Annotated in this window: 17 protein-coding genes and 1 riboswitch; of the genes, 8 read left to right on the top strand and 9 right to left on the bottom strand. The window is 72.8% G+C overall.

Annotated features, from left to right (window positions below):
* Nucleotides 1–334: 334 nt before the first annotated feature.
* Both IEZ06_RS16645 and clsA read right to left on the bottom strand, forming a co-directional pair.
* The gene (locus IEZ06_RS16645) at nt 335–2,836 is read right to left on the bottom strand and encodes a mannose-1-phosphate guanyltransferase (RefSeq protein ID WP_189237618.1); all 2,502 of its coding nucleotides are present in this window, start codon (nt 2,834–2,836) and stop codon (nt 335–337) included.
* Nucleotides 2,837–2,847: 11 nt separating this feature from the next.
* On the bottom strand, nt 2,848–3,438 hold the full coding sequence (clsA, locus tag IEZ06_RS16640; protein ID WP_189237617.1) for a cardiolipin synthase ClsA: 591 nt from the start codon (nt 3,436–3,438) through the stop codon (nt 2,848–2,850).
* A gap of 344 nt (nt 3,439–3,782) precedes the next feature.
* Nucleotides 3,783–3,895, top strand: a riboswitch (TPP riboswitch).
* On the opposite strand from clsA, the gene thiC reads away from it, so the two are divergent.
* Together thiC and IEZ06_RS16630 are read left to right on the top strand one after the other, a co-directional pair.
* On the top strand, nt 3,888–5,618 hold the full coding sequence (thiC, locus tag IEZ06_RS16635) for a phosphomethylpyrimidine synthase ThiC (RefSeq protein WP_229798258.1): 1,731 nt from the start codon (nt 3,888–3,890) through the stop codon (nt 5,616–5,618). (Overlaps the previous riboswitch by 8 nt.)
* A 208-nt stretch (nt 5,619–5,826) precedes the next feature.
* Entirely contained in the window at nt 5,827–7,476 is a 1,650-nt protein-coding gene (locus IEZ06_RS16630; RefSeq protein ID WP_229798256.1) for a methyl-accepting chemotaxis protein, read from the top strand.
* A gap of 78 nt (nt 7,477–7,554) precedes the next feature.
* Here the strand turns inward: IEZ06_RS16630 and IEZ06_RS16625 are convergent, their stop codons facing one another.
* From IEZ06_RS16625 to IEZ06_RS16615, 3 genes are all read right to left on the bottom strand, one after another.
* Nucleotides 7,555–7,974 carry a hypothetical protein gene (locus IEZ06_RS16625; RefSeq protein WP_189237615.1) on the bottom strand — a complete coding sequence of 140 codons (420 nt, stop codon included), beginning with the start codon at nt 7,972–7,974 and terminating at the stop codon, nt 7,555–7,557.
* A gap of 67 nt (nt 7,975–8,041) precedes the next feature.
* Nucleotides 8,042–8,743 (bottom strand): response regulator, encoded by a 702-nt coding sequence (locus IEZ06_RS16620; protein ID WP_189237614.1) that lies wholly within the window; start codon nt 8,741–8,743, stop codon nt 8,042–8,044.
* A 46-nt stretch (nt 8,744–8,789) separates the two neighbouring features.
* A complete protein-coding gene (locus IEZ06_RS16615; protein WP_189237613.1) occupies nt 8,790–10,460 on the bottom strand; it encodes a sensor histidine kinase in 1,671 nt (556 codons plus the stop codon).
* A 128-nt stretch (nt 10,461–10,588) separates the two neighbouring features.
* Between IEZ06_RS16615 and IEZ06_RS16610 the strand changes: the two genes are divergently transcribed.
* On the top strand, nt 10,589–11,179 hold the full coding sequence (locus IEZ06_RS16610; RefSeq protein WP_189237612.1) for a class I SAM-dependent methyltransferase: 591 nt from the start codon (nt 10,589–10,591) through the stop codon (nt 11,177–11,179).
* A gap of 84 nt (nt 11,180–11,263) precedes the next feature.
* Nucleotides 11,264–12,445, top strand: coding sequence for an acyl-CoA dehydrogenase family protein (locus IEZ06_RS16605; protein WP_189237611.1), 1,182 nt, complete (start codon nt 11,264–11,266; stop codon nt 12,443–12,445).
* On the opposite strand, the gene IEZ06_RS37190 is transcribed toward IEZ06_RS16605, so the two are convergent.
* Nucleotides 12,399–13,880 carry an APC family permease gene (locus IEZ06_RS37190; protein WP_268245606.1) on the bottom strand — a complete coding sequence of 494 codons (1,482 nt, stop codon included), beginning with the start codon at nt 13,878–13,880 and terminating at the stop codon, nt 12,399–12,401. The two genes, IEZ06_RS16605 and IEZ06_RS37190, sit on opposite strands and share 47 nt — an antisense overlap.
* Nucleotides 13,881–14,047: 167 nt before the next feature.
* Here IEZ06_RS37190 and IEZ06_RS16595 point away from each other — a divergent pair, with 167 nt between their 5' ends.
* Entirely contained in the window at nt 14,048–14,512 is a 465-nt protein-coding gene (locus IEZ06_RS16595) for an Lrp/AsnC family transcriptional regulator (protein WP_189237610.1), read from the top strand.
* Between the two features lie 188 nt (nt 14,513–14,700).
* On the opposite strand, the gene IEZ06_RS16590 is transcribed toward IEZ06_RS16595, so the two are convergent.
* Nucleotides 14,701–15,615, bottom strand: coding sequence for an alpha/beta hydrolase (locus IEZ06_RS16590; RefSeq protein WP_189237609.1), 915 nt, complete (start codon nt 15,613–15,615; stop codon nt 14,701–14,703).
* A gap of 114 nt (nt 15,616–15,729) precedes the next feature.
* A complete protein-coding gene (locus IEZ06_RS16585; RefSeq protein ID WP_189237608.1) occupies nt 15,730–16,419 on the bottom strand; it encodes a gamma-glutamyl-gamma-aminobutyrate hydrolase family protein in 690 nt (229 codons plus the stop codon).
* A gap of 490 nt (nt 16,420–16,909) precedes the next feature.
* On the opposite strand from IEZ06_RS16585, the gene IEZ06_RS16580 reads away from it, so the two are divergent.
* The 3 genes from IEZ06_RS16580 to IEZ06_RS16570 all read left to right on the top strand — a co-directional run bounded on the left by IEZ06_RS16580 (nt 16,910) and on the right by IEZ06_RS16570 (nt 20,658).
* Entirely contained in the window at nt 16,910–18,025 is a 1,116-nt protein-coding gene (locus tag IEZ06_RS16580; RefSeq protein ID WP_189237607.1) for a globin domain-containing protein, read from the top strand.
* Nucleotides 18,026–18,152: 127 nt separating this feature from the next.
* Complete coding sequence (locus IEZ06_RS16575) at nt 18,153–19,232, top strand: WD40/YVTN/BNR-like repeat-containing protein (protein ID WP_189237606.1); 1,080 nt, start codon at nt 18,153–18,155, stop codon at nt 19,230–19,232.
* Between the two features lie 250 nt (nt 19,233–19,482).
* A complete protein-coding gene (locus tag IEZ06_RS16570; RefSeq protein WP_203872312.1) occupies nt 19,483–20,658 on the top strand; it encodes a protein kinase family protein in 1,176 nt (391 codons plus the stop codon).
* Here the strand turns inward: IEZ06_RS16570 and thyX are convergent.
* Complete coding sequence (gene thyX / locus IEZ06_RS16565) at nt 20,655–21,380, bottom strand: FAD-dependent thymidylate synthase (RefSeq protein WP_189237605.1); 726 nt, start codon at nt 21,378–21,380, stop codon at nt 20,655–20,657. The genes IEZ06_RS16570 and thyX overlap by 4 nt on opposite strands.
* Nucleotides 21,381–21,485 lie beyond the last annotated feature (105 nt).

Here is a 21,485-nt window from a genome sequence, read left to right as displayed (position 1 = left end):
TTTGCTCAAACTGCGAATGCCGCAACTTACGCCGCTGAGGCGCAAAGGTCAAGGCGAGCACTGGACCGGGGGTTCGGTCGGGGACAAAGTTACAGGCGGGGAAGGCCCAAGGTCCATATCTTCGCCAAGTCGGGCGCGTCGTGCCGCCTGCCGGGTCCTCCCAGGTCCCTCAGGCCTCTCCCGGCCCGGGGCCCCGCCCCGCAGGCCTCTCCCGTACCCGGTTCTCCCTCGTCCCGCGGAGCCTCTCCCGTACCTGGTTCTCCTGCGTCCCGCGGAGCCTCTCCCGCCTCGGATCCCCTGCGCCCCGCAGGCCCTCGATCCCCGCCCGTCCGGCTCACGGGCCGGCCGCCCGTTCCACGATCCGGGCCCAGTGCTCCAGCAGGACCTGCGCCGAGTCGGCGTCGGAGCCTTCGGCCCACAGGTGGGTGACCGCCTCGGAGGGGTCGGGCAGGATGAGCGTCCAGCTCCCGTCCTCGCCGACGACCCGCACGCCGTCGGTGGTGTCGATGCGCTGGCGCTCGGCCGCCTCGATGACCGAGCGCATCACCGCCCCCTTGGCCGCCCAGGGGGTCGGCACCGTACGGCGCAGCAGCCTGGCGACGGGGATCCTGGCGTCGATCTGGCTGAGCGAGAGCCGGGTTCTGGCGACCAGGCCGAGCAGGCGCAGGAAGACCGCCAGCCCGTCCACCGCCGGGCCGAACTCCGGCACGATGAACCCGCCGCGCCCGTCCCCGGCGAACACCATGTCCGGCGCGCGGGAGGCCGCGGTGAGCGCGTCGAGCGCGGTGGAGGTCCACTCGACCTGCACGCCGTGGAAGCGGCAGACCTGCTCGGCCACCCGCGTGGTGGTCACCGGCAGCGCCACCCTGCCGCCGCGCCGCTCGGCCGCGACCAGGTCCAGCACGACCAGCAGGGCGCGCTCCTCGCTGATCAGCTGGCCCGTCTCGTTGACCAGCGAGACCCGCTCGCCCACCGGATCGAACCGCACCCCGAACGCCGCCCGGGAGGAGCCGACCAGCTCCGCCAGGCGCTGCAGGTCGCGGCGGCGCTCGGCGAAGGTCTCGGTGGGCGAGGCCTCGTCCAGCCGGTTGTTGACGGTCAGCACGTCGACCCCGACCCGGCCCAGCAGGCTCGGCAGCACCAGGGAGGAGGTGCCCCCGGCGCAGTCGACCACGACCTTCATGTCGGCGTCGCGCACCCCGGTCATGTCCACCCGGCGCAGCAGTTCGTGGGTGTAGTCCTCGACCACCCGCGGGGGGAAGCCGAGCTCGGCGATCTCGCCGGGGAAGGCCCGGCGGAACTCCTGGCGGGAGAAGACCCGTTCCAGCTTCCGCTGCGCGGACCGGGACAGGTCGGCGCCGCTGTCGTCCATGAAGACGATGTCCACGCTCTGCGGGTCGCCCGCGGTGGTGCGCAGCGCGATCCCGCCGACGGCGTTCTCCTTGGCCGTGTGGAAGCGGGAGACGGGCAGCGGGGTGGCCTCCAGGTCCAGCACGTTGATGGCACTGGCGTTCAGGGCGCTGATCACCGCCCGCTTCAGGGCCCGCGCCGCGCGCGAGGAGTCGCGGGAGGTGACGACCGAGGCGCCCTTGCGCAGCGTCGTGGCGTAGGCGCTGGCCAGCCGTACGCACAGCTCGGGGGTGATCTCGACGTTGACCAGCCCGGAGACCCCGCGGGGACCGAACAGGCTGCGCTGGCCGCGGGACTCCCAGATCACGCTGGTGTTGACCACCGCCCCGGCCTCGACGGTCTTGAACGGGTAGACCTTGACGCCGGAGGAGACGTAGGCCTCGGCCTCGATGACGCACTCGTCCCCGATGACGGCGCCCTCCTCGATCCGGGCCCCCGTCATCAGGTCGCTGTTCTTGCCGATGACGCAGCCGCGCAGGTGGACCCCCGGGCCGACGTAGACGTTGTCGTGGACCACGGCCCGGTGCAGGAAGGCGCCCTCGCGGACCACCGCGTTGCTCCCCAGCACGGTGTACTCGCGCAGCTCGGCGCCGGCCTCGACCTTGGCGTAGTCGCCGATGTACAGCGGGCCCTTGAGCACGGCGTCCGGGTCCACCACGGCGCCCTCGGCCACCCAGACGCCGGGCGAGAGCTCGAAGGCGTCGAGGTCCACCGCCACCCGGCCGGAGAGCACGTCGGCCTGGACCGCCAGGTAGCTCTGGTGGGTGCCGACGTCCTCCCAGTAGCCGCCCGCCACGTAGCCGAAGAGCGGGGCCCCGCGCGCCAGCAGGCGGGGGAAGACGTCCGCCGACCAGTCGACCGGCTCCCCCGCCGCGACCTCGTCGAGGACCTCGGGCTCCATCACGTAGATGCCGGTGTTGACCGTGTCGGAGAAGACCTGGCCCCAAGTGGGCTTCTCCAGGAAGCGCTCGACCCGGCCCCGCTCGTCGGCGATGACGATGCCGAACTCCAGCGGATTGGGCACGCGCTTGAGCCCGATGGTGACCAGCGCGCCCTGCTCCCGGTGGAACCGGACCATGTCGGTCAGGTCGATGTCGGTGAGCGCGTCACCGGAGATGACCAGGAACCGGTCGTCACGGAGCTTGTCCGCGGCGTTCTTGACGCTGCCGGCCGTGCCGAGCGGCGTCTCCTCCGTGGCGTAGTACAGGTCCATGCCGAGCTCGTCGCCGTCGCCGAAGTAGGTGCGGACGAGGGCGGCCAGGAACTGCACGGTCACCACGGTCTCGGTGAACCCGTGCCTCTTCAGCAGCCGCAGCACGTGTTCCATGATCGGCCGGTTGACCACGGGCAGCAGCGGTTTGGGCTGGTTGGCGGTCATCGGCCGGAGCCGTGTCCCCTCCCCGCCCGCCATCACGACGGCCTTCACGAATCACCTCATTAAGGCGTTCCAGCTCCTTTGAGAAGTTGCCGCACCTGTACCCAATACAGCACCCCGGACCACCAGTACAGCCCCACGCCCCAGATGGCCAGCGCCCAGCCGACGATCCGGGCGGGGTCGGCGTACCACGCGTCGTGGTGGGCGAGGAAGAGCAGGGGGAAGGAGTAGAGCAGGTTGGCGGTGGCGGCCTTGCCCAGGAAGTGCACGGGGAGCGCCGGGCCGTACCCCAGGCGGCGCAGGATCGGCGGGATGCCCAGCAGCATGACGTCCCGCAGCGGGATGACGAGCGCCAGCCACCACGGGATGATGCCGCGCAGCGCCAGGCCGAGCAGGGTCGCCAGGATGTAGAGCCGGTCGGCCAGCGGGTCCAGCAGCCTGCCGAGCCTGCTGGTCTGGTTCCACGCTCGGGCGATCTTGCCGTCGAGCCAGTCGGAGAACCCCGCGAGCATCAGCAGCGCGACGGCCCAGCCGTCGGCCTCGGGACCGAGCACGAGCCAGAGGAAGACGGGCACGCCCAGCAGCCTGGCCAGGCTCAGCGCGTTGGGGACCGTCCAGATCCGGTCCTCGGCCCCCGAAACTTCCGCATTCACCCGTTCGTCCCCCTCCCCGTACCTGAGGGTGACACTACTGTGCCCATGGCGGCGCTGCGCGCCGCGGCTCGGGGGCCGGTAACCGACGTCTTCCCTCGTCGCTCATCCGCTGCGCTCCTTCGCTCCTCAGTCCAGACGCCGGAGCCCCCTCGCGGGCTCCTTCGCTCCTCGGTCCAGACGCCGGAGCCCCCTCGCGGGCTCCTTCGCTCCTCGGTCCAGACGCCGGAGCCCCCTCGCGGGCCGATTCCCGGGAAGAGCAGGGCCGGTCCCCTCCGGCGGAGGAGTGACATATCCCTCACCGCTGTGCGGGCTGGCGGTCGGCGTGAAGATCGCGTTATGGTTTCGCCGACCAACGCGGGAGCCCGGAGAACCGGGCTGAGAGGACGGCTGGAACGGCCGCCGACCGCCAGAACCTGCTCCGGGTAATGCCGGCGAAGGGAGTTTGCGCGATGTCCGACGCGCGCCCGACCAGTTCCAAGATCTACCGCGGTGACCTCCGCGTCCCCATGCGCGAGGTCCGGCTGACCAACGGCGAGTCCGTCACGCTGTACGACACCTCGGGCCCCTACACCGACCCCGCGGTGACCGTCGACATCACCCGCGGCCTGCCCCGCCTGCGCGAGGAGTGGATCGTCGGCCGGGGCGACGTGGTCCGGTACGGCGGCCGCCCGGTCGAGCCGGGCGACGACGGCTACCGGGACTCCGAGTCCCGCTCGCGCGACCTGCGCTCGCTGGACGCCGTCTTCACCGGCGGCGACCACCGGCCGCTGCGGGCGGCCGGCGCCCCGGTGACCCAGCTCGCCTACGCCCGGCGCGGCGTGATCACCGAGGAGATGCGGTTCGTCGCCGTCCGCGAGGGGGTGAGCCCGGAGTTCGTCCGCGACGAGGTGGCCGCCGGGCGGGCGATCATCCCGGCCAACGTCAACCACCCGGAGAGCGAGCCGATGATCATCGGCCGCAACTTCCTCGTGAAGATCAACGCCAACATCGGCAACTCGGCCGTGGCCTCCACCATCGCCGAGGAGGTCGACAAGATGACCTGGGCGACCCGGTGGGGCGCCGACACCGTGATGGACCTGTCCACCGGCCGCAACATCCACACCACCCGCGAGTGGATCATCCGCAACTCCCCGGTGCCGATCGGGACCGTCCCCCTCTACCAGGCGCTGGAGAAGGTCGGCGGCCGCCCCGAGGAACTGTCCTGGGAGGTCTACCGCGACACCCTGGTCGAGCAGTGCGAGCAGGGTGTGGACTACTTCACCGTACACGCCGGGGTGCGGCTGGCCCACGTCCCGCTGACCGTGGGCCGCAGGACCGGCATCGTCTCCCGGGGCGGCTCGATCATGGCGGCCTGGTGCCTGGCCCACCACCGCGAGAGCTTCCTGTACGAGCACTTCGCCGACATCTGCGAGATCCTGGCCGCCTACGACGTGGCGTTCTCGCTCGGCGACGGCCTGCGCCCGGGGTCGATCGCCGACGCCAACGACGAGGCCCAGTTCGCCGAGCTGCGCACGCTCGGCGAGCTCACGAAGATCGCCCACGCGCACGACGTCCAGGTGATGGTCGAAGGCCCCGGCCACGTTCCCATGCACAAGATCAAGGAGAACGTCGACCTGCAGCGCGAGCTCTGCGACGACGCGCCCTTCTACACCCTCGGCCCGCTGACCACGGACATCGCCCCCGGCTACGACCACATCACCTCGGCCATCGGCGCGGCGATGATCGGCTGGTACGGCACCGCCATGCTCTGCTACGTCACGCCCAAGGAGCACCTGGGCCTGCCGGACAGGGACGACGTGAAGACCGGGGTGATCACCTACAAGATCGCAGCGCACGCGGCCGACCTCGCCAAGGGCCACCCGGGGGCCCAGGCCTGGGACGACGCCCTGTCCGACGCGCGGTTCGAGTTCCGCTGGGAGGACCAGTTCGACCTCTCCCTGGACCCCGACACCGCCCGGTCCTTCCACGACGAGACCCTGCCCGCCGCCCCGGCCAAGACCGCTCATTTCTGCAGCATGTGCGGCCCGAAGTTCTGCTCGATGCGGATCAGCCACGACATCGCGGCCGCGTACGGCGACGGCGCGGGCGTGTCCGGCGACGACGTCGAGGCCGGCCTGCGGGCCAAGGCCGAGGAGTTCGCGGCGCACGGCCACCGCGTCTACCTGCCCCTGGCCGACTGACCGGCGGGCCCCGCGGCCCCGCCGTCCGGAACCCGCCGGACCGCGGGGCCGCGTGCGCCGGGCACCGCGGCGGACGGCGGTGCGGGTGACCTCCATCGCATCCGGCGGCTCTCCTCAGTTCCCTTCCCCCCGCGCCGATGGAACGGCGACATCCCCGCCCGGGATCGTCGTAAGCCCTCCCCCGGTTCAGCGCTGGAAAGGACCTGCCGTGAACCCCCCTCTTGACCGAATCGGACCCCCCGCGGTGACCGTACGCCGCAACGCGCTGCGCGGTCGCTTCGCCGACCTGCGCATCAGCACCAAGATGCTCGTCGCCGTGGCGCTGGTGGCCGCCATGGCAGGCGTGATCGGCATGACGGCGCTGAGCCGCATGTCGACGATGAACGACGACCTGCGGTCGATGGGGAGGGCCAACACCAACCAGGCCGCCCTCGGCGAGGTCCGCGCCCGGATGGCCGACATGTACAACACCTCCGTGGGCGCCGTCCTCGAGCGGACCCCCGAGAAGCGGGCCGAGCGCACCCGGCAGGTGCACGACTACACCGATCAGGTGACCGCCGCGTTCGAGGCGTACAAGGCGGACGTCGCGGAGCACCAGCCCCTGCAGCAGGACCTGGCCGCCTTCGAGGAGGTGTGGCAGGAGTTCGAGGTCCTGCGTGACGCCGTGATGTTCGGCGCGCCCCTGCCCGCAGGGTCGAACATGGACCTCGCCCAGGCCGCCACCCGGCTCGGCGAGACCTCCATCGAGCTCAACGTCCTGATGGACAAGCTGGTGGACAACGAACGGAACTGGAGCGAGGCGATGGTCGCCGCCGGCAACGCCGGCTACGACGACGCCCGCGTCTCGATCATCGTGCTGCTCACGGTCGGCCTGGCGCTCTCCGTGGTCGTGGCCCTGCTGATCGCCCGCACGATGGTCGGCACGCTGCGGAAGCTGTCGCAGGCCCTCTCCGCGATGGCCCGGGGAGACCTGACCCGGACCGTCGAGGTGACCTCCCGCGACGAGGTCGGCGAGATGGCGGTGGCGGTCAACCAGGCCAACACGGCCATCCGCGAAGCCATCGAGGCGCTGGCCACCAGCGCCGACACGCTGGCCGCCAGCTCCACCGAGCTGTCGGGCGTCAGCGACCGCATCGCCGCCAGCGCGGACGAGGCCTCCACCCAGGCCGACAACGTCGCCGCCGCGGCCGGCCAGGTCTCGCAGAACGTGCAGACCGTCTCGGCCGGCAGCGAGGAGATGGGCGCCTCCATCCGGGAGATCGCGCACAACGCCGGCGAGGGCGCCAAGGTCGCCTCGCAGGCGGTGGAGGTCGCCGCCTCCACCAACGAGACCGTCGCCAAGCTCGGCGCCTCGTCGGCGGAGATCGGCTCCGTGATCAAGACCATCACGTCCATCGCCGAGCAGACCAACCTGCTCGCGCTCAACGCCACCATCGAGGCGGCACGGGCCGGCGACGCGGGCAAGGGCTTCGCGGTCGTGGCCGGCGAGGTCAAGGACCTGGCGCAGGAGACGGCCAAGGCGACCGAGGACATCTCCAAGCGGGTCGAGGCGATCCAGGCCGACACCGAGAGCGCGGTCGCGGCCATCGCGGAGATCTCGGCGATCATCGGCAAGATCAACGACTACCAGCTCACCATCGCCGGTGCGGTGGAGGAGCAGACCGCCACCACCGGGGAGATGAACCGCAGCGTGACCGAGGCCGCGCAGGGCAGCGCGGACATCGCGGCCAACATCTCGGTGCTGGCCGGTGCGGCGCGCGTGACGGCCGAGGGCGTGAGCGAGAGCCAGCGGGCCGCGGCCGAGCTGGCCGGGCTGTCGGCCCGGCTGCACACCCTGGTCTCCGGTTTCCGCTACTGAGACCCGGCCCCGGCTCCCGGCCGTCCTCGGATGGACGGCCGGGGGGCGGCCGGGGCCTGCCGCAGCCCGGTCGCAGGGTCAGGAGCGGCGCACGGCGGCGCGGGGCGACCAGACCCAGACGAGCACGGCCACGGTCAGCCCGAACAGCGCGAGCCCGCTGGGCACGTGGGTGCCGAGCGCCTCCCAGCTGAAGTGCTGGCCCATACCGACCAGGAACAGGCCGAGGCTGGCCAGTGCGGGCCAGCCCGCGCCGCGGCCCGGCCGCCAGACCAGCACGGCCGCCACGGTCTGCAGCAGGGCGATGAGGTGCACCACCATGCCCACCATCACGTGGGTCTCGGCCAGGTCCGCCCCGCCGTTCACGGCCTGGCCGGCGAACGAGGCCGCGACGATCAGTCCGGCCGCCTGCGCGGTGACCAGGACGCGCAGGCCGTAGAGCAGCCCGGCGGAGACCGGGCGGGTCCGGGCGGCGGATCCCTGGGTGATGACCTCCTGCATGAGAGGTGTCCTTCCTCGCGGTGGTTGCCTTGCAGCACATCGTGGCCGCGAGGGGACGCTCCCGTCGTCAGCCCGGGGGCGGACCCGCCGATCCGCCGCGGGGAGGATTCCGTACCGGGCGGAAGTCCGCACCGACCAGGCCGATCCGGTGGGCGACCACCGCCGCCTGGATGCGGTTGCGCAGGCCCAGCTTGTCCATCGCGGTGGAGACGTGGGTCTTGACGGTGGTCACGCCCACGTGGAGGGCGTCGGCGATCTCCCCGTTGGACAGCCCCGCCCCGACCAGGGAGAGCACCTCCAGCTCCCGGTCGGTGAGCCCGGCCGGGACGCGCGGGCCGGCCTGCTCCTCGGCCGCCAGGGCTCGCTCCACCACGCGGCGCAGCACGGAGGGGGCCAGCAGCGGCTCCCCCGCCGCGGCCCGGCGCACGGCGTCGACCATCCGCTCCGGCTCGTCGTCCTTGACCAGGAAGCCGATCGCCCCGGCCCGCAGCGCGGCGTAGACGTTCTCGTCCTCGGCGAAGGTGGTCAGGATGACGATCCGCGCGGCGGGCCAGGCCGCCAGGATCCGCCGGGTGGCCTCCAGCCCGTCCACCCGGGGCATGCGCAGGTCCATCAGCAGCACGTCGGGGCGGAGCCGTTCGGCGTGCTGGACGGCCTGCGCGCCGTCCACGGCCTCGCCGCAGACCTCCATCTCCCCCGCCGCCTCCAGGAGCATCCGCACGCCCGCGCGCACCAGCGCCTGGTCGTCGGCGACGACGACCCGGATCACGGGGCCTCCTCCCCCTGCCGCCGCAACTGGGCAGCACCGCGCCCGCTCACACCTTCTCCTCCTCCTCACGACGCCACGGCAGCAGCCTGTACTGCGGCGTCATCCCGCACGAATGACCGGCCGGGTGGTCGGGGCGCTCCACCGGGAGCGTCGCCGCCAGCCGCCAGCCGCCGTCCGGGCGGGGACCGGCGGACAGGTCCCCACCCAGGGCGCGGGCCCGCTCCCGCATGCCCGCGATGCCCTGTCCCGAGGAGGGCAGCGCGTCGCGGGGACCGGGCGGCGGGCCGCTGAGCACGTTCACCTCCAGCGCGCCGCCGGCGTCCCGCAGCTCGACGGTCGCGCGGGTGCCGGGCCCGGCGTGCTTGAGGACGTTGGTCAGGCCCTCCTGGACGATCCTGGCGGCCGAGGCGCGCGTCACCAGGGGGACGGACTCGGCCCCGGGGTCGAGGCGGAGCTCGACCTCCAGCCCGGCGGCGTTCATCCGCTCCACCGCGTCGCGGACCACCTCCTCGGGGTCGGCGACGGGCAGGTGGGCGAGTTCGGGGTCGCGCAGCACGTTGAGCAGGCCCCGCAGATCCTCCAGCACCTGGTGGCCGGTGGCGCGGATGTCGGCCAGCGCCTCGGCCACCGGCCCCGACGGCGCGGCGTACTGTGCGGCGCCGGCCCGCAGCACCATGGCGCCGACGTGGTGGGCGACGATGTCGTGGACGTCGCGGGCGATGCGTTCGCGCTCGGCCAGCAGGTCGGCCCGGGCGCGCTCGGCGGCCAGTTGCCTGGCCTCCTCGGCCATGGCCAGCTGCAGGCCCGCGGCGGCCCGCCGGACGCCGAGGTAGCGGCCGATGATGACCGGCGCGGCCACCATGGCCATCAGGGCGGCGATGCGCAGCGGGGTAACCTCGGCCAGCTCGTCGTCGACGACGTTCAGCGCGGTCACCCCGGCGGCGAGCAGGTAGGCGACGGCGGTCCAGGACCACGAGGCGTACATCGCGAAGGCGCCCAGCGTCACCAGGAACAGGCCCTGCAGCGAGTTCGCGGCGAACTGCGCGTTCTGGTCGGCCAGCAGCACCAGTACGGCCTGCAGCGCGAAGGCCGTACCCGGGAGCAGGCGGACCAGCCCGGCGGTGAGCCCGCAGCCGATCACGAACCAGCCCACCCCCCAGACGGGCCACGGCCCGGCGTCCCAGCCGGTCCAGGTGTCCAGGACCATGAAGGCCACCCCGCCGCCGGCCAGCAGCAGGTCGAGGCCGGGCCGGCGCTCCACCTCGGCCACGGCCTCGATGGGGCTGCGCAGGTAGCGGCCGACCACGACCGGGACCGCGCTCATCCCGAGCGGGAAGTACCAGGCGGCGGCGGTCAGGGCGGTCCCCGGGTCGGTGAGGTTGACCGCGGTGGCGGTGCCGGCCAGGACCGCGCCGGGCACGATCCGGCGCCAGGCGTCGCGGTGGGCGAGGATCCCCACGGCCACCGGGAGCAGGATCTGCGCGGTGTCGGTGGTGAACGCGGGGAACCGGTCGCCGACGATCAGGAAGGCCGCGTAGTAGGCGCAGACCACCAGGGGGCCGTGCCGGACGAACCCCATCGGGGCCCCGGCCAGCAGGGCGAGCGCCACCGCGGCCGGCCACGGCGCGGGCTCGCCGGTCTTGCCGGAGACGACGAGGCCGAGGGCGATCCCGGCGAGCGCCAGGAGGACGTCCGGCACCGGACCGCGGGATCTCATAGCGAAAAGGTATCCGCCCGCGCAGGCGTTCCGCTCATCCTCCGGAAGGGCGGCGCCTCCTCCTACTGGCCGGAAGATCGGCCGAATGACCGGTAATGGACGGCCAAAGAACCCTTAACCTTCACATCATGACCAATGACACCGCGGTCTTCCTGGGGCAGTGGATGCGGGCCCCGGGGACCACCGGAGCCGTGGCACCGAGTTCCCGCCGGCTCGCCGAGGCCGTGACCGCACCGATCCCCCACCGGGGCGATCCGGTGATCGTCGAGCTCGGCCCCGGCACGGGCGCGTTCACTGCGGAGATCCAGCGGCGGCTGGGCGGCCGGGGGCACCACCTGGCGGTCGAGATCAACCCGAAGCTGGCGGAGTTCCTCGCGGCCCGCCACCCCAAGGTCGACGTCGTGGTCGCGGACGCGGCGGAACTGCCGGCCCTGCTCGAGCGGCGGGGCTTCCTCCAGGCCGACGCGGTCGTGAGCGGGCTGCCCTGGGCCGCGTTCTCCGAGGGGACGCAGGCGAGCCTGCTGGACGCCGTCGCCGCCGTCATGGGGTCGAACGCGGCCTTCACCACCTTCGCCTACAGCTTCGCCAAGCACCTGCCGCCCGCGCGGCGCTTCCGGCGGCGCCTGCACGGCACCTTCGAGGAGGTCGTCACGGGCCGGACGGTGTGGGGGAACGTCCCGCCGGCCTTCGTGTACCACGCGCGGCGCCCGCGCGGGTAGCCCTCGCCTTCTGACCGAACTTCGTTCTAGCATTGCGGGCGCAACCGGTTCTCTGCGCACGCGACCAGGACGGAGCCGAACAGGGTGGACTTCACTCTTCCGGAGAGCGCGCTGGCCGTACAGCGCGGCGTCGCCGACATCTGCTCACGCTACGACCTCGGCTACTGGCAGCGCTGCGAGTCCGACAAACGCTGGCCGGAGGAGGTCTGGGCGGAGCTGGCCAAGGGCGGCTGGCTAGGGCTGGCCGTCCCCGAGGAGTACGGCGGAGGCGGCCAGGGCCTGCTGGAGCTGGCCGTGGCCACCGAGACCCTCTCCGCCTCCGGCGCGGCCGGAGGCTCGGCGTTCACCTACGTCCTGACCCCCGGCTTCGGCGCGATGACCCTGGCCCGGCACGGCAGCGCGCGCCAGCGCGAGGAGCTGCTGCCCCGGCTGGCCACCGGTGAGATCGAGACCTGCTTCGCCCTCACCGAGCCCGACGCCGGCTCCAACGCGCTCGGCATCTCGACCTCCGCCCGCCGCGACGGAGACGAGTTCGTGGTCAACGGCCAGAAGATCTGGATCACCGGTGTGCAGCGCGCCACCTGGATGCTCCTGGTCACCCGGACCGTGCCCGCCGCCGAGGCCCGCCCCCGCACCCACGGCCTGACCGTCCTGCTGGTGAACGTGCCCGAGGCCGTCGCCGCGGGCCGGCTCTCCTACCGGCCGATCCCCAAGATGGGCGCCAACACCACGCCGTCCAACATGGTCTTCATCGACGACCTGCGCGTGCCGGCGGCGAACGTCGTCGGCGAGGTGGACCGGGGCGCGCAGGTGCTGTGGGACATCCTCAACCCCGAGCGCGTCCTGCTGGCCGCCTCCGCGCTCGGCGGTGCCGAGGTGGCGCTGCGGGCGGCGGTGCAGTACGCCAAGGAGCGCGAGGTCTTCGGCCGGCCGATCGGCGCCAACCAGGCCGTGGCCTTCCCCCTTGCCCAGGTCAAGGCCAAGATCGAGCTCGCCAGGCTGATGCTGTACAAGGCCGCCTGGCTCTTCGACGGGCGGCGGCCGTGCGGCACCGAGGCCAACATCGCCAAGCTGGCCGCCTCCCAGGCGGCCTGGGAGGCGGCCGACCACGCCTTCCAGACCCACGGGGGCATGGCCTACTCGCTGGAGTACCCCGTCGCCCGGCTGCTGGCCGACGCCCGCATCGGCAGGGTCGCCCCGGTCACCGAGGAACTGCTGCTCAACCACCTGGCCACCCAGGTCCTCGGCCTGCCGCGGAGCTTCTGACCCGCCTCCGCCCGGCGACCAGTGCACCCGCCGCCAGCACCAGCGGCACCAGCAGGTACGGCCCGCAGGCGGCCAGCAGCGCCAGGGTGAGCACCATGGCCACCGCCGCGGTCCGCCGCCAGGCCCCGGACAGCAGGCGGGTCGCGGCGGCGACGCCGACCGCGGTGACCGCGGCCAGGCAGGCCGAGGTCGCCCGCATCAGCGGGTCGAGTCCGAGCCCGGAGCCCGCCACCGCCGCGGTCACCGCGCCCGAGAGCACGGCCAGCAGGAGCAGGCTGCGGTGCGGCACCCGGCCCGGGGCCGCGTCGCGCCCCACCCGCGCCGAGTCCGCGCCCTGCCCCACCCGCGCCGAGTCCGCGCCCTGCCCCACCCGCGCCGAGTCCGCGCCCTGCCCCACCCGCGCCGAGTCCGCGCCCTGCCCCACCCGCGCCGAGTCCGCGCCCTGCCCCGCCCGCCCCGGGTCCGCGCCGCCGGCCAGCCAGGCGGGCAGTGCACCGTCGCGGGCCAGCGCGGCGCCGAGCCGGGCGCCCCCGGCCACGTAGGTGTTGATCGCGCCGAAGCTCAGCAGCAGGGCCGCTCCGGCCGTGACCGGCCCGGCCAGGCTCCCGGCGCCGTGCTCCAGCAGCAGGGCGAGCGGGACCGGCGAGACGGCCGCCCGCCCGCCGAGCACGCCGATCACGGTCACCGCCAGCCCGGTGTAGAGCACGCCCACGACCGCCAGGGTGAGCGCCGTGGCCCGCGGCAGGTGGCGGCGGGGATCGGCGAACTCGGCCGACAGGTGGCTGGCCGCCTCCCAGCCGACGAAGGCGAAGAACAGCACCCCGGCGGCCCGGGCGACCCCCTCCGGTCCGTGCGGGGCGAACGGCGTGAAGTTGCCGGGCCGTACGGCGGGCAGGGCCATCGCCACCGCCGCGACCAGGAGCGCGACGAGCAGGACCGCCAGCAGGAGTTGCAGCCCGCCGGAGAACCGCAGGCCCGCGTGGTTGGCGGCGAACGCCGCCGCCAGCAGCCCGCAGGTCACCGCCAGGGTCCCGCCGCCGCCCAGACCCAGGGCCGAGGAGACGTACTCGGCTCCGATCAGGGCTCCGGCCGGCACCCCGACCGGCACCGCGAAGTAGAACCACCAGCCGGTCACCGCCGCGGTCCGCGCGCCGAACGCCCGCGCGGCGAACGCCGCCACCCCGCCGCCGTCGGGGAACCGGCCGCCCAGCGCGGCGAAGGTCAGCGCCACCGGCACGCTGAGCGCCAGCAGCGCGGCCCAGGCCACGATCGAGGCCGGTCCGGCGGCGGCCGCGGCCAGGTGCGGCAGGGCGAGCACGCCGGGCCCGAGCACCGCCCCGAGGAGCAGCGCCGTGCCCTGCCCCGGCCCCAGCCGGCCGCCCGGCCCCCCGCCACCGGCCCCCGCCCGATCCGTCCCGGCCACTCGATCCGTCACAACCGCCGGATCCGTCCTCACCGTCTGCTCCGTCCCGGTCCCCATCGCCTTCGGCATGGTCCACCGCCTTCCCGTCGATCGGCCGTACGCCGAAGAAGATAGACAGATGAACGGGAAAAATCGGCCCCTGTCGAACGTTCAGCCGGAATCACGGCAGAATCACCGTCATGGACGAACTTGATGCGGAAATCATCCGCCTTCTCCAGACGGATGCGCGGCGGTCCAACCGGGAACTCGCCCGGCTGCTCGGCATCGCCCCCTCGACCTGCCTGGAGCGCGTGCGTGCGCTCACCCGGCGGGGGGTGATCCGCGGCTACCACGCCGACATCGACCACGCGGCCCTCAACAGAGGCGTCCAGGCCATGGTCTCGGTGCAGGTCCGCCCGCTCAGCCGGACCGTCATCGACAGCTTCAAGGACTCCGTCAGCGCCCTGCCCCAGGTGCTGAGCGTCTTCGTGCTGGCGGGCGGTGACGACTTCCTGCTCCACGTCGCCGTGCAGGACCTGGACCACCTGCACGGCTTCCTGCTCGACCGGCTCAGCCAGCGCCGCGAGATCGCCGGTTTCCGCACCTCGGTGATCTTCCAGCAGGTGCGGAACCCGGTGCTGAGCCGCCTGCCCGACCCGGCGTGACCCGGAGCCGGAGGCCGGGCCGCGGACGGGCGCCGGGGCGGCGTCCGGGGCGGCGTCCAGGGCTACGGGTGTCCAGCGGTCAGCGGTCAGCGGGCGCGGCACGGGCGTCCGGCGGTCAGCGGGCGCGGCACGGGCGTCCGGCGGTCAGCGGGCGCGGCACGGGCGTCCGCCGCCCGGAGCCGGGTCCGTCAGGCGAAGGCCTCCTTCAGCCGCGCGGTCGCGTACTCGCGCGCCTCGGCCGCCTGGTCGAAGAAGCCGGGCAGGCCGAAGAAGCCGTGGATCGCCCCGGCGTAGCACCGGTACTCGACGGGGACCCCCGCCGCCGCGAGCCCGGCGGCGTACGCCTCGCCCTCGTCGCAGAGCGGGTCGCACTCGGCGGTGAGCACCGTCGCGGGGGCCAGGCCCGCCTTGTCGGCCAGGCGGAGCGGGGCCAGCCGCGGGTCGGCCGGGTCACCGCCGTACTGCGCGGCGAACCAGGCCATCTCGTCGGCGCCGAGCCCGTAGCCGGCGGCGTAGGTCCGGTAGCTGGGCGTGTCCATGGCGACGTCGGCGACCGGGTAGACCAGCACCTGGTGGGCCAGGCGCAGCCCGGCGTCCCTGGCCTGCCAGGCGGCCACGGCGGCGAGGTTGCCGCCCGCGCTGTCGCCCAGCACCGCGATCCGCCCCGGGTCGGCGCCGTAGGCGGCCGGGCGGGCGAAGACGTCCCGGACCGCGGCCAGCGCGTCGTCGGCCGCGGCGGGGAAGGGGTGCTCGGGGGCGAGCCGGTAGTCCACCGAGACCACCACAGCGCCGGTGCGCACGGCCAGGTCCCGGGCGAGCGCGTCGTTGCGGGCCACGCTGCCGAACACCCAGCCGCCGCCGTGGAAGTAGACGATCACCGGGAGCGGGTGGTCGCCGTCGTCGGCCCGGTAGACGCGCACGGGCACGCCGCCCGCGCTCCCGTCGCGCACGACCGGGAGCGGGACGACCGGTCCCCGCTGCTCGGCGAACCCGTCCAGGGCCCGCATCTCGGCGATCATCTCGGGGGTGAGCTCGGCGAGGGGTGTGCCGAGATCGGTGGGGAAGAGCTTCAGGTAGGCCTCGGCCTGGGGGTGCAACGCCATGGCCGCACCCTACTCGCCGGGATCCGGCGGCCGGTGGCCGGTGGGCGGTGGCGCGTGGAGCCTCCGGCGGACGGTCCCGGCGGGGCGTGCCCAGTGGCGCGACCGGTGGCGCGCTCAGTGGGCGGCGGCCTCGACCAGGGCCTCGATCAGGCGGTTGTCGTCGCCCCGCTCCGGATGCCACTGCACGCCGACCGCGAAGCGGTGCCCCTGCAGTTCGACCCCCTCCACGATCTGGTCGTCGGCCCAGGCCACCGCGAGCAGACCCGTCCCGAGCCGCTTGACGGCCTGCCGGTGCGGCGCGGTCACCTCCGCCCGGTCGCCGAGCGCCTTGCCCAGCGCGCTGGACACGCTGATCTGGACGGTGTGCGGGCGGCCCGGCTCACCGTGCCGGTCGTGCCCGACCACCTCGGGGAGCCAGGGGATCAGGGTGCCGCCCTGGGCGACGTTCAGCACGTGCATGCCCCTCGCGACGGCGAGCAGCGGCAGCCCGGCCTGCACCGCCGAGCGGGCCATGGCCAGTTCGAAGCGGTCGCGGTGCGGCTGGGGACCGTCCAGCCGCCCGTCGGCGGCCGCGCCGTACAGACCGGGGTCGAGCTCGGTGCCGCCGGCCAGGATCAGCCCGGACAGGCCCGCCGCGTAGCCGTCGATCCCGCCCAGGCCCAGGGGCGGGAGCAGCACCGGGGCGCCGCCGGCCTTCTCCACCGCCCGCACGTAGGACGCGGGTGACAGGACGGCCTCGCGGACCCAGGTGCCCCAGCGGGCGGCCTCGAGGTAGGCGGTGATACCGATCAGGGGTCGGGACATGCGTCCTCCAGGGCCATGCGCGGGGTCACGCCGCCCGGCGCGGGCGGCGCCCATCCCATCTCCAGCAGCACCCCATCATGGCGCACAGTATTTGCCCTATGTCACACATCCCGGGTATCGGTGTCGTCTCGCCGGGAAGCCGCCTCCGTCGCCGACGGCGGGGGGTTGCGGGCGCGGAGGGCGTTTCGGCGGACCCGACAATGGCTTTCACCCGGGTTGAATCAGCCCTCTTCAGGCGAATGTGATTCTTATTCGCTTATTCCATGGAAAGCAGACAGCCCCATCACCGACAATGACTGTTCAGCTACTGCAAGTTAGTTTCCGCATCATATTGGCGGGAAACGGTTGTGACGCGCAGAGGGTGATGGAAGACTTAAATTCGAGCGACCAGGGGCGCCGGGGCCGCGGGCCGCTCGTCACCCGGAACCGCCAGGGAGGTGGATCTGCACGACCGGACACCGGTCCGGTCAATGAGGTTGGGTTCCGTCATATGTCATTGAATCCGCGTCTCGTCAAGGAAAGCTTCTCCGTCGTCGAGCCCGTCGCGGACAAGGCCGCGGCATACTTCTACGGCCGCCTGTTCGCCGAGAACCCGCATCTGCGGGGCATGTTCCCGCCGGCCATGGACGTCCAGCGCGACCGGCTGTTCGGCGCGCTGACCAGGATCGTCTGGAGCATCGACAGCCCGGACGGCCTGGCCTCGTTCCTCGGCCAGCTCGGCCGCGACCACCGCAAGTACGGCGTGCTCGCCGAGCACTACACCGCGATCGGCAACGCCCTGCTGGCCACGGTCAGGCGCTTCGCCGCCGAGATCTGGAACACCGAGATCGAGGCGGCCTGGGTCGCCGCCTACACCGCCGCCGCCAACACGATGATCGAGGCCGCCGAGGCCGACGCCGGGGTCTCCCCCGCCTGGTGGCTGGCCGAGGTGATCGACCACGAGCGCCGCACGCCGGACATCGCGGTGATCACCCTCCAGCCCGGCCGGCGCATGCCGTACCTGCCGGGGCAGTACGTCAACGTGCAGACCGCGCGCTGGCCCCGGGTGTGGCGCACGTACTCCATCGCGAACGCCCCGCGCGAGGACAACACCCTCCGGCTGCACGTCCGGGCGGTCTCCGGCGGCTGGGTGTCCACCGCGCTGGTCGAGCACACCCGGATCGGCGACACCCTGATGCTCGGCCCGCCGGTCGGCATGATGACGCCCGTCGACTCCGGCCGCGACCTGCTGTGCGTGGCGGGCGGCACCGGCCTGGCGCCGATCAAGGCCATCGTCGAGCACGTGATCGCCTCGGGCCGGCGGCCCAACATCCACCTGCTGTACGGCGTGCGCCACTCGCGCGAGCTCTACGACCTGCCGGACCTGATCCGGATGGAGTCGGGTTTCCCCTGGCTGCGCGTGCTCCCCGTGGTCTCCGACGAGCCCGGCTACGACGGGATGCGCGGCCGGGTGCCCGACGTGGTGGAGCGGTTCCACTCGTGGGCCGAGCACGAGATCTACGTCTGCGGGCCCTCCGCCATGGTCGACGAGACGGTCCGGCGGCTGCAGTACGGCGGGGTGCCCCTGGCGCACATCCACAGGGACATCACCCTGGGCGAGCTCTGAGCGCGTCCCGCGCCTTCGGATCCCCCTCCAAAACGACTTTCCGTTCGAATACGGAACGTTGATCCGATAAAGCGTGCGATAGGGCTCGCACCGTGAAAGCATGGGACCGAAGAGACGAGGAGACGACATGCACGACGCACTCCTGGCCATCGGCACCCGCAAGGGGCTGTTCCTGGCCCGCTCCACCGGCGGCGGCCCGTTCGAGGTCGAGCCGGTCCGCTTCTCCACCATCGGGGTCTCCGCGGTCGCGATCGACACCCGGGGTCCGGCGCCCCGGCTCCTCGCCGGCATCGAATACGGCCACTTCGGCCCGTCCGTGATGTGGTCGGACGACCTCGGCGGCACCTGGCAGGAGGCCGAGCAGGCCCCGATCGCCTTCCCCGAGGAGACCGGCGCTGCACTGGAGCGCGTCTGGCAGCTCCAGCCCTCCCCCAGCGAGCCCGACGTCGTCTGGGCCGGGGTCGAGCCGGGGGCATTGTTCCGCTCCGAGGACGGCGGGATCACGTTCTCCCTGGTGGAGGGTCTGTGGAACCACCCGCACCGGGCCCAGTGGCATCCCGGCGGCGGCGGGCTCTGCATGCACACCGTGCTGCCCCACCCCAGCGACCCGAAGACCATCGCGATCGCCGTCTCGACCGGCGGCTTCTACCGCAGCACCGACGGCGGCACCTCCTGGGAGGCGGCCAACCGGGGGATCCGCGCGCCGTTCCTCCCCGAGGGGTCGCAGTACCCCGAGTTCGGCCAGTGCGTGCACAAGGTCACCGGCCACCCGGCCCGGCCCGAGCGGCTCTTCCTCCAGCACCACTTCGGCGTCTACCGCAGCGACGACTTCGGCGACTCCTGGACCTCGATCGGCGACTCACTCCCGTCCGACTTCGGCTTCCCGATCGTCGTGCACCCCGAGCGGCCCGACACGGTCTACGTCTTCCCGCTCAAGGCCGACATGGACCGCACCCCCGTCGACCACCGCTGCCGGGTCTTCCGCAGCGACGACGCGGGCGGGTCCTGGCAGGCCCTGAGCACCGGCCTGCCCGAGGACCCGGTCCACTCGACCGTGCTGCGCGACGCGATGTGCGCCTCGCCCGCGGGCGTCTTCTTCGGCACCCGCGACGGCGAGGTGTACGGCTCCCGCGACGACGGTGAGAGCTGGTTCACCGTCGCCCGGCACCTGCCGGACGTGCTGACCGTGCGCGCCGCGGCGCTCTGATACTTCCCGCTTCGGGATCACTGCCGGAATCCGCGCTGCTCGCGGCATCGGCGGGCGCTGGCCTGCCGATGCCGCGACGTCGCCGTGAGCAGCGCGGCACCTCCTCGGATCCGTCGCCCGTGCCAGCGTCAACGAGGTCATCTCCGCGGAATGCATCCTGGAAAGGCCCGCCCCCAACGGGTGTAGCGTCTGACGCTCGGAGTCGATCAGAGGGGCCTGTCATTGGAACTGCGAGACATACCGGTCGGACATGTCCCATAGCGAGCGGGTCAGCAGATACAGCGACGTGGCGAGCGCGCTGGCGTTGCGCAGCGACCGGCGACTCGCCGAGTCGCTGGAGCGGGCGCAGGTCCTGGGCTCGGGGGTCGGCGGCACCTCGGTGCTGCTGGACGTCGCCGACGTGCCGGTCTTCGCCAAGCGGGTCCCGCTGACCGACCTGGAGCGCCGCGCGGGCAACGTGATGTCCACCGCGAACCTGTTCGGGGTGCCCGCGTTCTGCCAGTACGGACTCGTCGAGTTCGCCGGGCCGGGCTTCGGCGCGTGGCGGGAACTCGCGGCCGGCGTCATGACGACCGGCTGGGTCCTGGCCGGGCGCAGTGCGGCCTTTCCGCTGCTGTACCACTGGCGGGTGCTGCCGGGAGCGCCGCCGCCCACCGGTGAGCACGCCGACGTCGAGGCGGTCGTGCGGTACTGGGACGGATCACCGGCGGTACGGGACCGTCTCCACGCCCTGGCCCGCGCCTCGGCGAGCATCGTGCTGTTCCAGGAGTTCATCCCCCACACCCTCGACGACTGGCTCGCCGCCAGGCTCGCCGCCGGTCAGGACGCCGCGCTGGCGGCGATCGCCATGGTCGAGTCGTGCCTGCTCACCGATGTGGCCTTCATGAACGATCAGGGGCTGATGCACTTCGACGGCCACTTCGGCAACATCCTCACCGACGGCGAACGCCTGTACATCGCCGACCTCGGACTGGCGGTCTCCCCCCGGTTCGACCTGTCCGAGCAGGAGATCGGGTTCCTGGAGCGCAACCGGACCCACGACATCGGGTACGCGCTGATGCGGCTGGTCAACTGGCTCGTCACCCATGTCTGCGGGGTGCAGACGCCACGAGGCGGCGTACCGGTACGGCGCAACGCCTACATCCGCGCGTGCGCGGACGGCGCGGATCCCGCCGGTGCTCCGCCGGCCGCGGCCGCGGTGATCCGCCGGTACGCACCCGTGGCGGCGGCGATGAACGACTTCTACTGGGACCTGTACGGCACCGGCAGGACGACGCCGTATCCGAACGAGAAGATCGAACGCGCCCTGAGCGCGATGCATCGATCACCGAAGAACACGACAGCACGGACACCGAGCCGCCATGATGCACGGCAGGACCCCGGCAACGTCACGTCACCGGGGTCCTTTCAGGGCTCACCCGTCTAGGGAGCCACGCGGCCGTTCGCGGCGAAGGCCGCGTGGGTGAGCGGCATCAGCTCCGCCCAGGCGGCCTCCATCTTCTCGGCCACCATCTCGATCTCGCGCTGCGGGAAGGACGGCACCCTGGCCTGCTCGCTCTTGGTCCGCAGCGACAGAAAGTGCATCAGCGACCGGGCGTTGCACGTGGCGTACATCGAGGAGAACAGCCCGACCGGCAGGACGGCCCTGGCCACCTCGCGGGCGACCCCGGCCTCCAGCATCTCCTGGTAGGCCGCGTACGACTGCCGGTAGGCCGACTCCATCGCCTCGGAGACGACCTTGTGCTGCTTCTCCGTCCCCTCCACGAAGACGTACTTACCCGGCCGCCCTTCCTGCACCAGCTTGCGCTCCCTGCCCGGAATATAGAAATTGGGCTGAAGCTCGCGGTATCTCCCACTTTCTTCGTTGTACGACCATCCCACCCTGTGGCGGTGAAATTCGCGGAAGACGAAGATCGGTGCGCTGACGAGGAAGGTCATCGAGTTGTGCTCGAACGGGCTGCCGTGCCGGTCCCGCATCAGGTAGTTGATCAGCCCCTTGGACCGCTCCGGGTCCTTGCCGATCTCGTCCAGGGACTGCTCCCCCGCGGTGGACACCCGGGCCGCCCAGAGCACGTCGGTGTCCGAAGCACTGTGCTTGACCAGCTCCACGGTCACGTCGTCGAGGAAACGCGGCTGACTGTCGTCCACGCGAGAGAACCTTCCAGGCTACGGGATCAAATCCTGACAACCTTAGCGTTCCGGCGGCGGGGCACCGCGTTCGCCCCGAGGAGCACACCCGTCGAAGGGGCCCGG

Source organism: Planomonospora antibiotica (genome assembly GCF_014647955.1).
In the GTDB taxonomy this organism is placed as follows: Bacteria; Actinomycetota; Actinomycetes; order Streptosporangiales; family Streptosporangiaceae; genus Planomonospora; species Planomonospora parontospora.
This window is presented reverse-complemented; position numbering and strand designations above follow the sequence as displayed.

Excerpts from the sequence above, each read along its gene's own strand:
- thiC (WP_229798258.1), top strand. The coding sequence starts at position 3,888 with ATGTCCGACGCGCGCCCGACCAGTTCCAAGATCTACCGCGGTGACCTC.
- IEZ06_RS16625 (WP_189237615.1), bottom strand. The coding sequence starts at position 7,974 with ATGCAGGAGGTCATCACCCAGGGATCCGCCGCCCGGACCCGCCCGGTC.
- IEZ06_RS16615 (WP_189237613.1), bottom strand. The coding sequence starts at position 10,460 with ATGAGATCCCGCGGTCCGGTGCCGGACGTCCTCCTGGCGCTCGCCGGG.
- IEZ06_RS16610 (WP_189237612.1), top strand. The coding sequence starts at position 10,589 with ATGACCAATGACACCGCGGTCTTCCTGGGGCAGTGGATGCGGGCCCCG.
- IEZ06_RS16595 (WP_189237610.1), top strand. The coding sequence starts at position 14,048 with ATGGACGAACTTGATGCGGAAATCATCCGCCTTCTCCAGACGGATGCG.
- IEZ06_RS16590 (WP_189237609.1), bottom strand. The coding sequence starts at position 15,615 with ATGGCGTTGCACCCCCAGGCCGAGGCCTACCTGAAGCTCTTCCCCACC.
- IEZ06_RS16585 (WP_189237608.1), bottom strand. The coding sequence starts at position 16,419 with ATGTCCCGACCCCTGATCGGTATCACCGCCTACCTCGAGGCCGCCCGC.
- IEZ06_RS16580 (WP_189237607.1), top strand. The coding sequence starts at position 16,910 with ATGTCATTGAATCCGCGTCTCGTCAAGGAAAGCTTCTCCGTCGTCGAG.
- IEZ06_RS16575 (WP_189237606.1), top strand. The coding sequence starts at position 18,153 with ATGCACGACGCACTCCTGGCCATCGGCACCCGCAAGGGGCTGTTCCTG.
- IEZ06_RS16570 (WP_203872312.1), top strand. The coding sequence starts at position 19,483 with ATGTCCCATAGCGAGCGGGTCAGCAGATACAGCGACGTGGCGAGCGCG.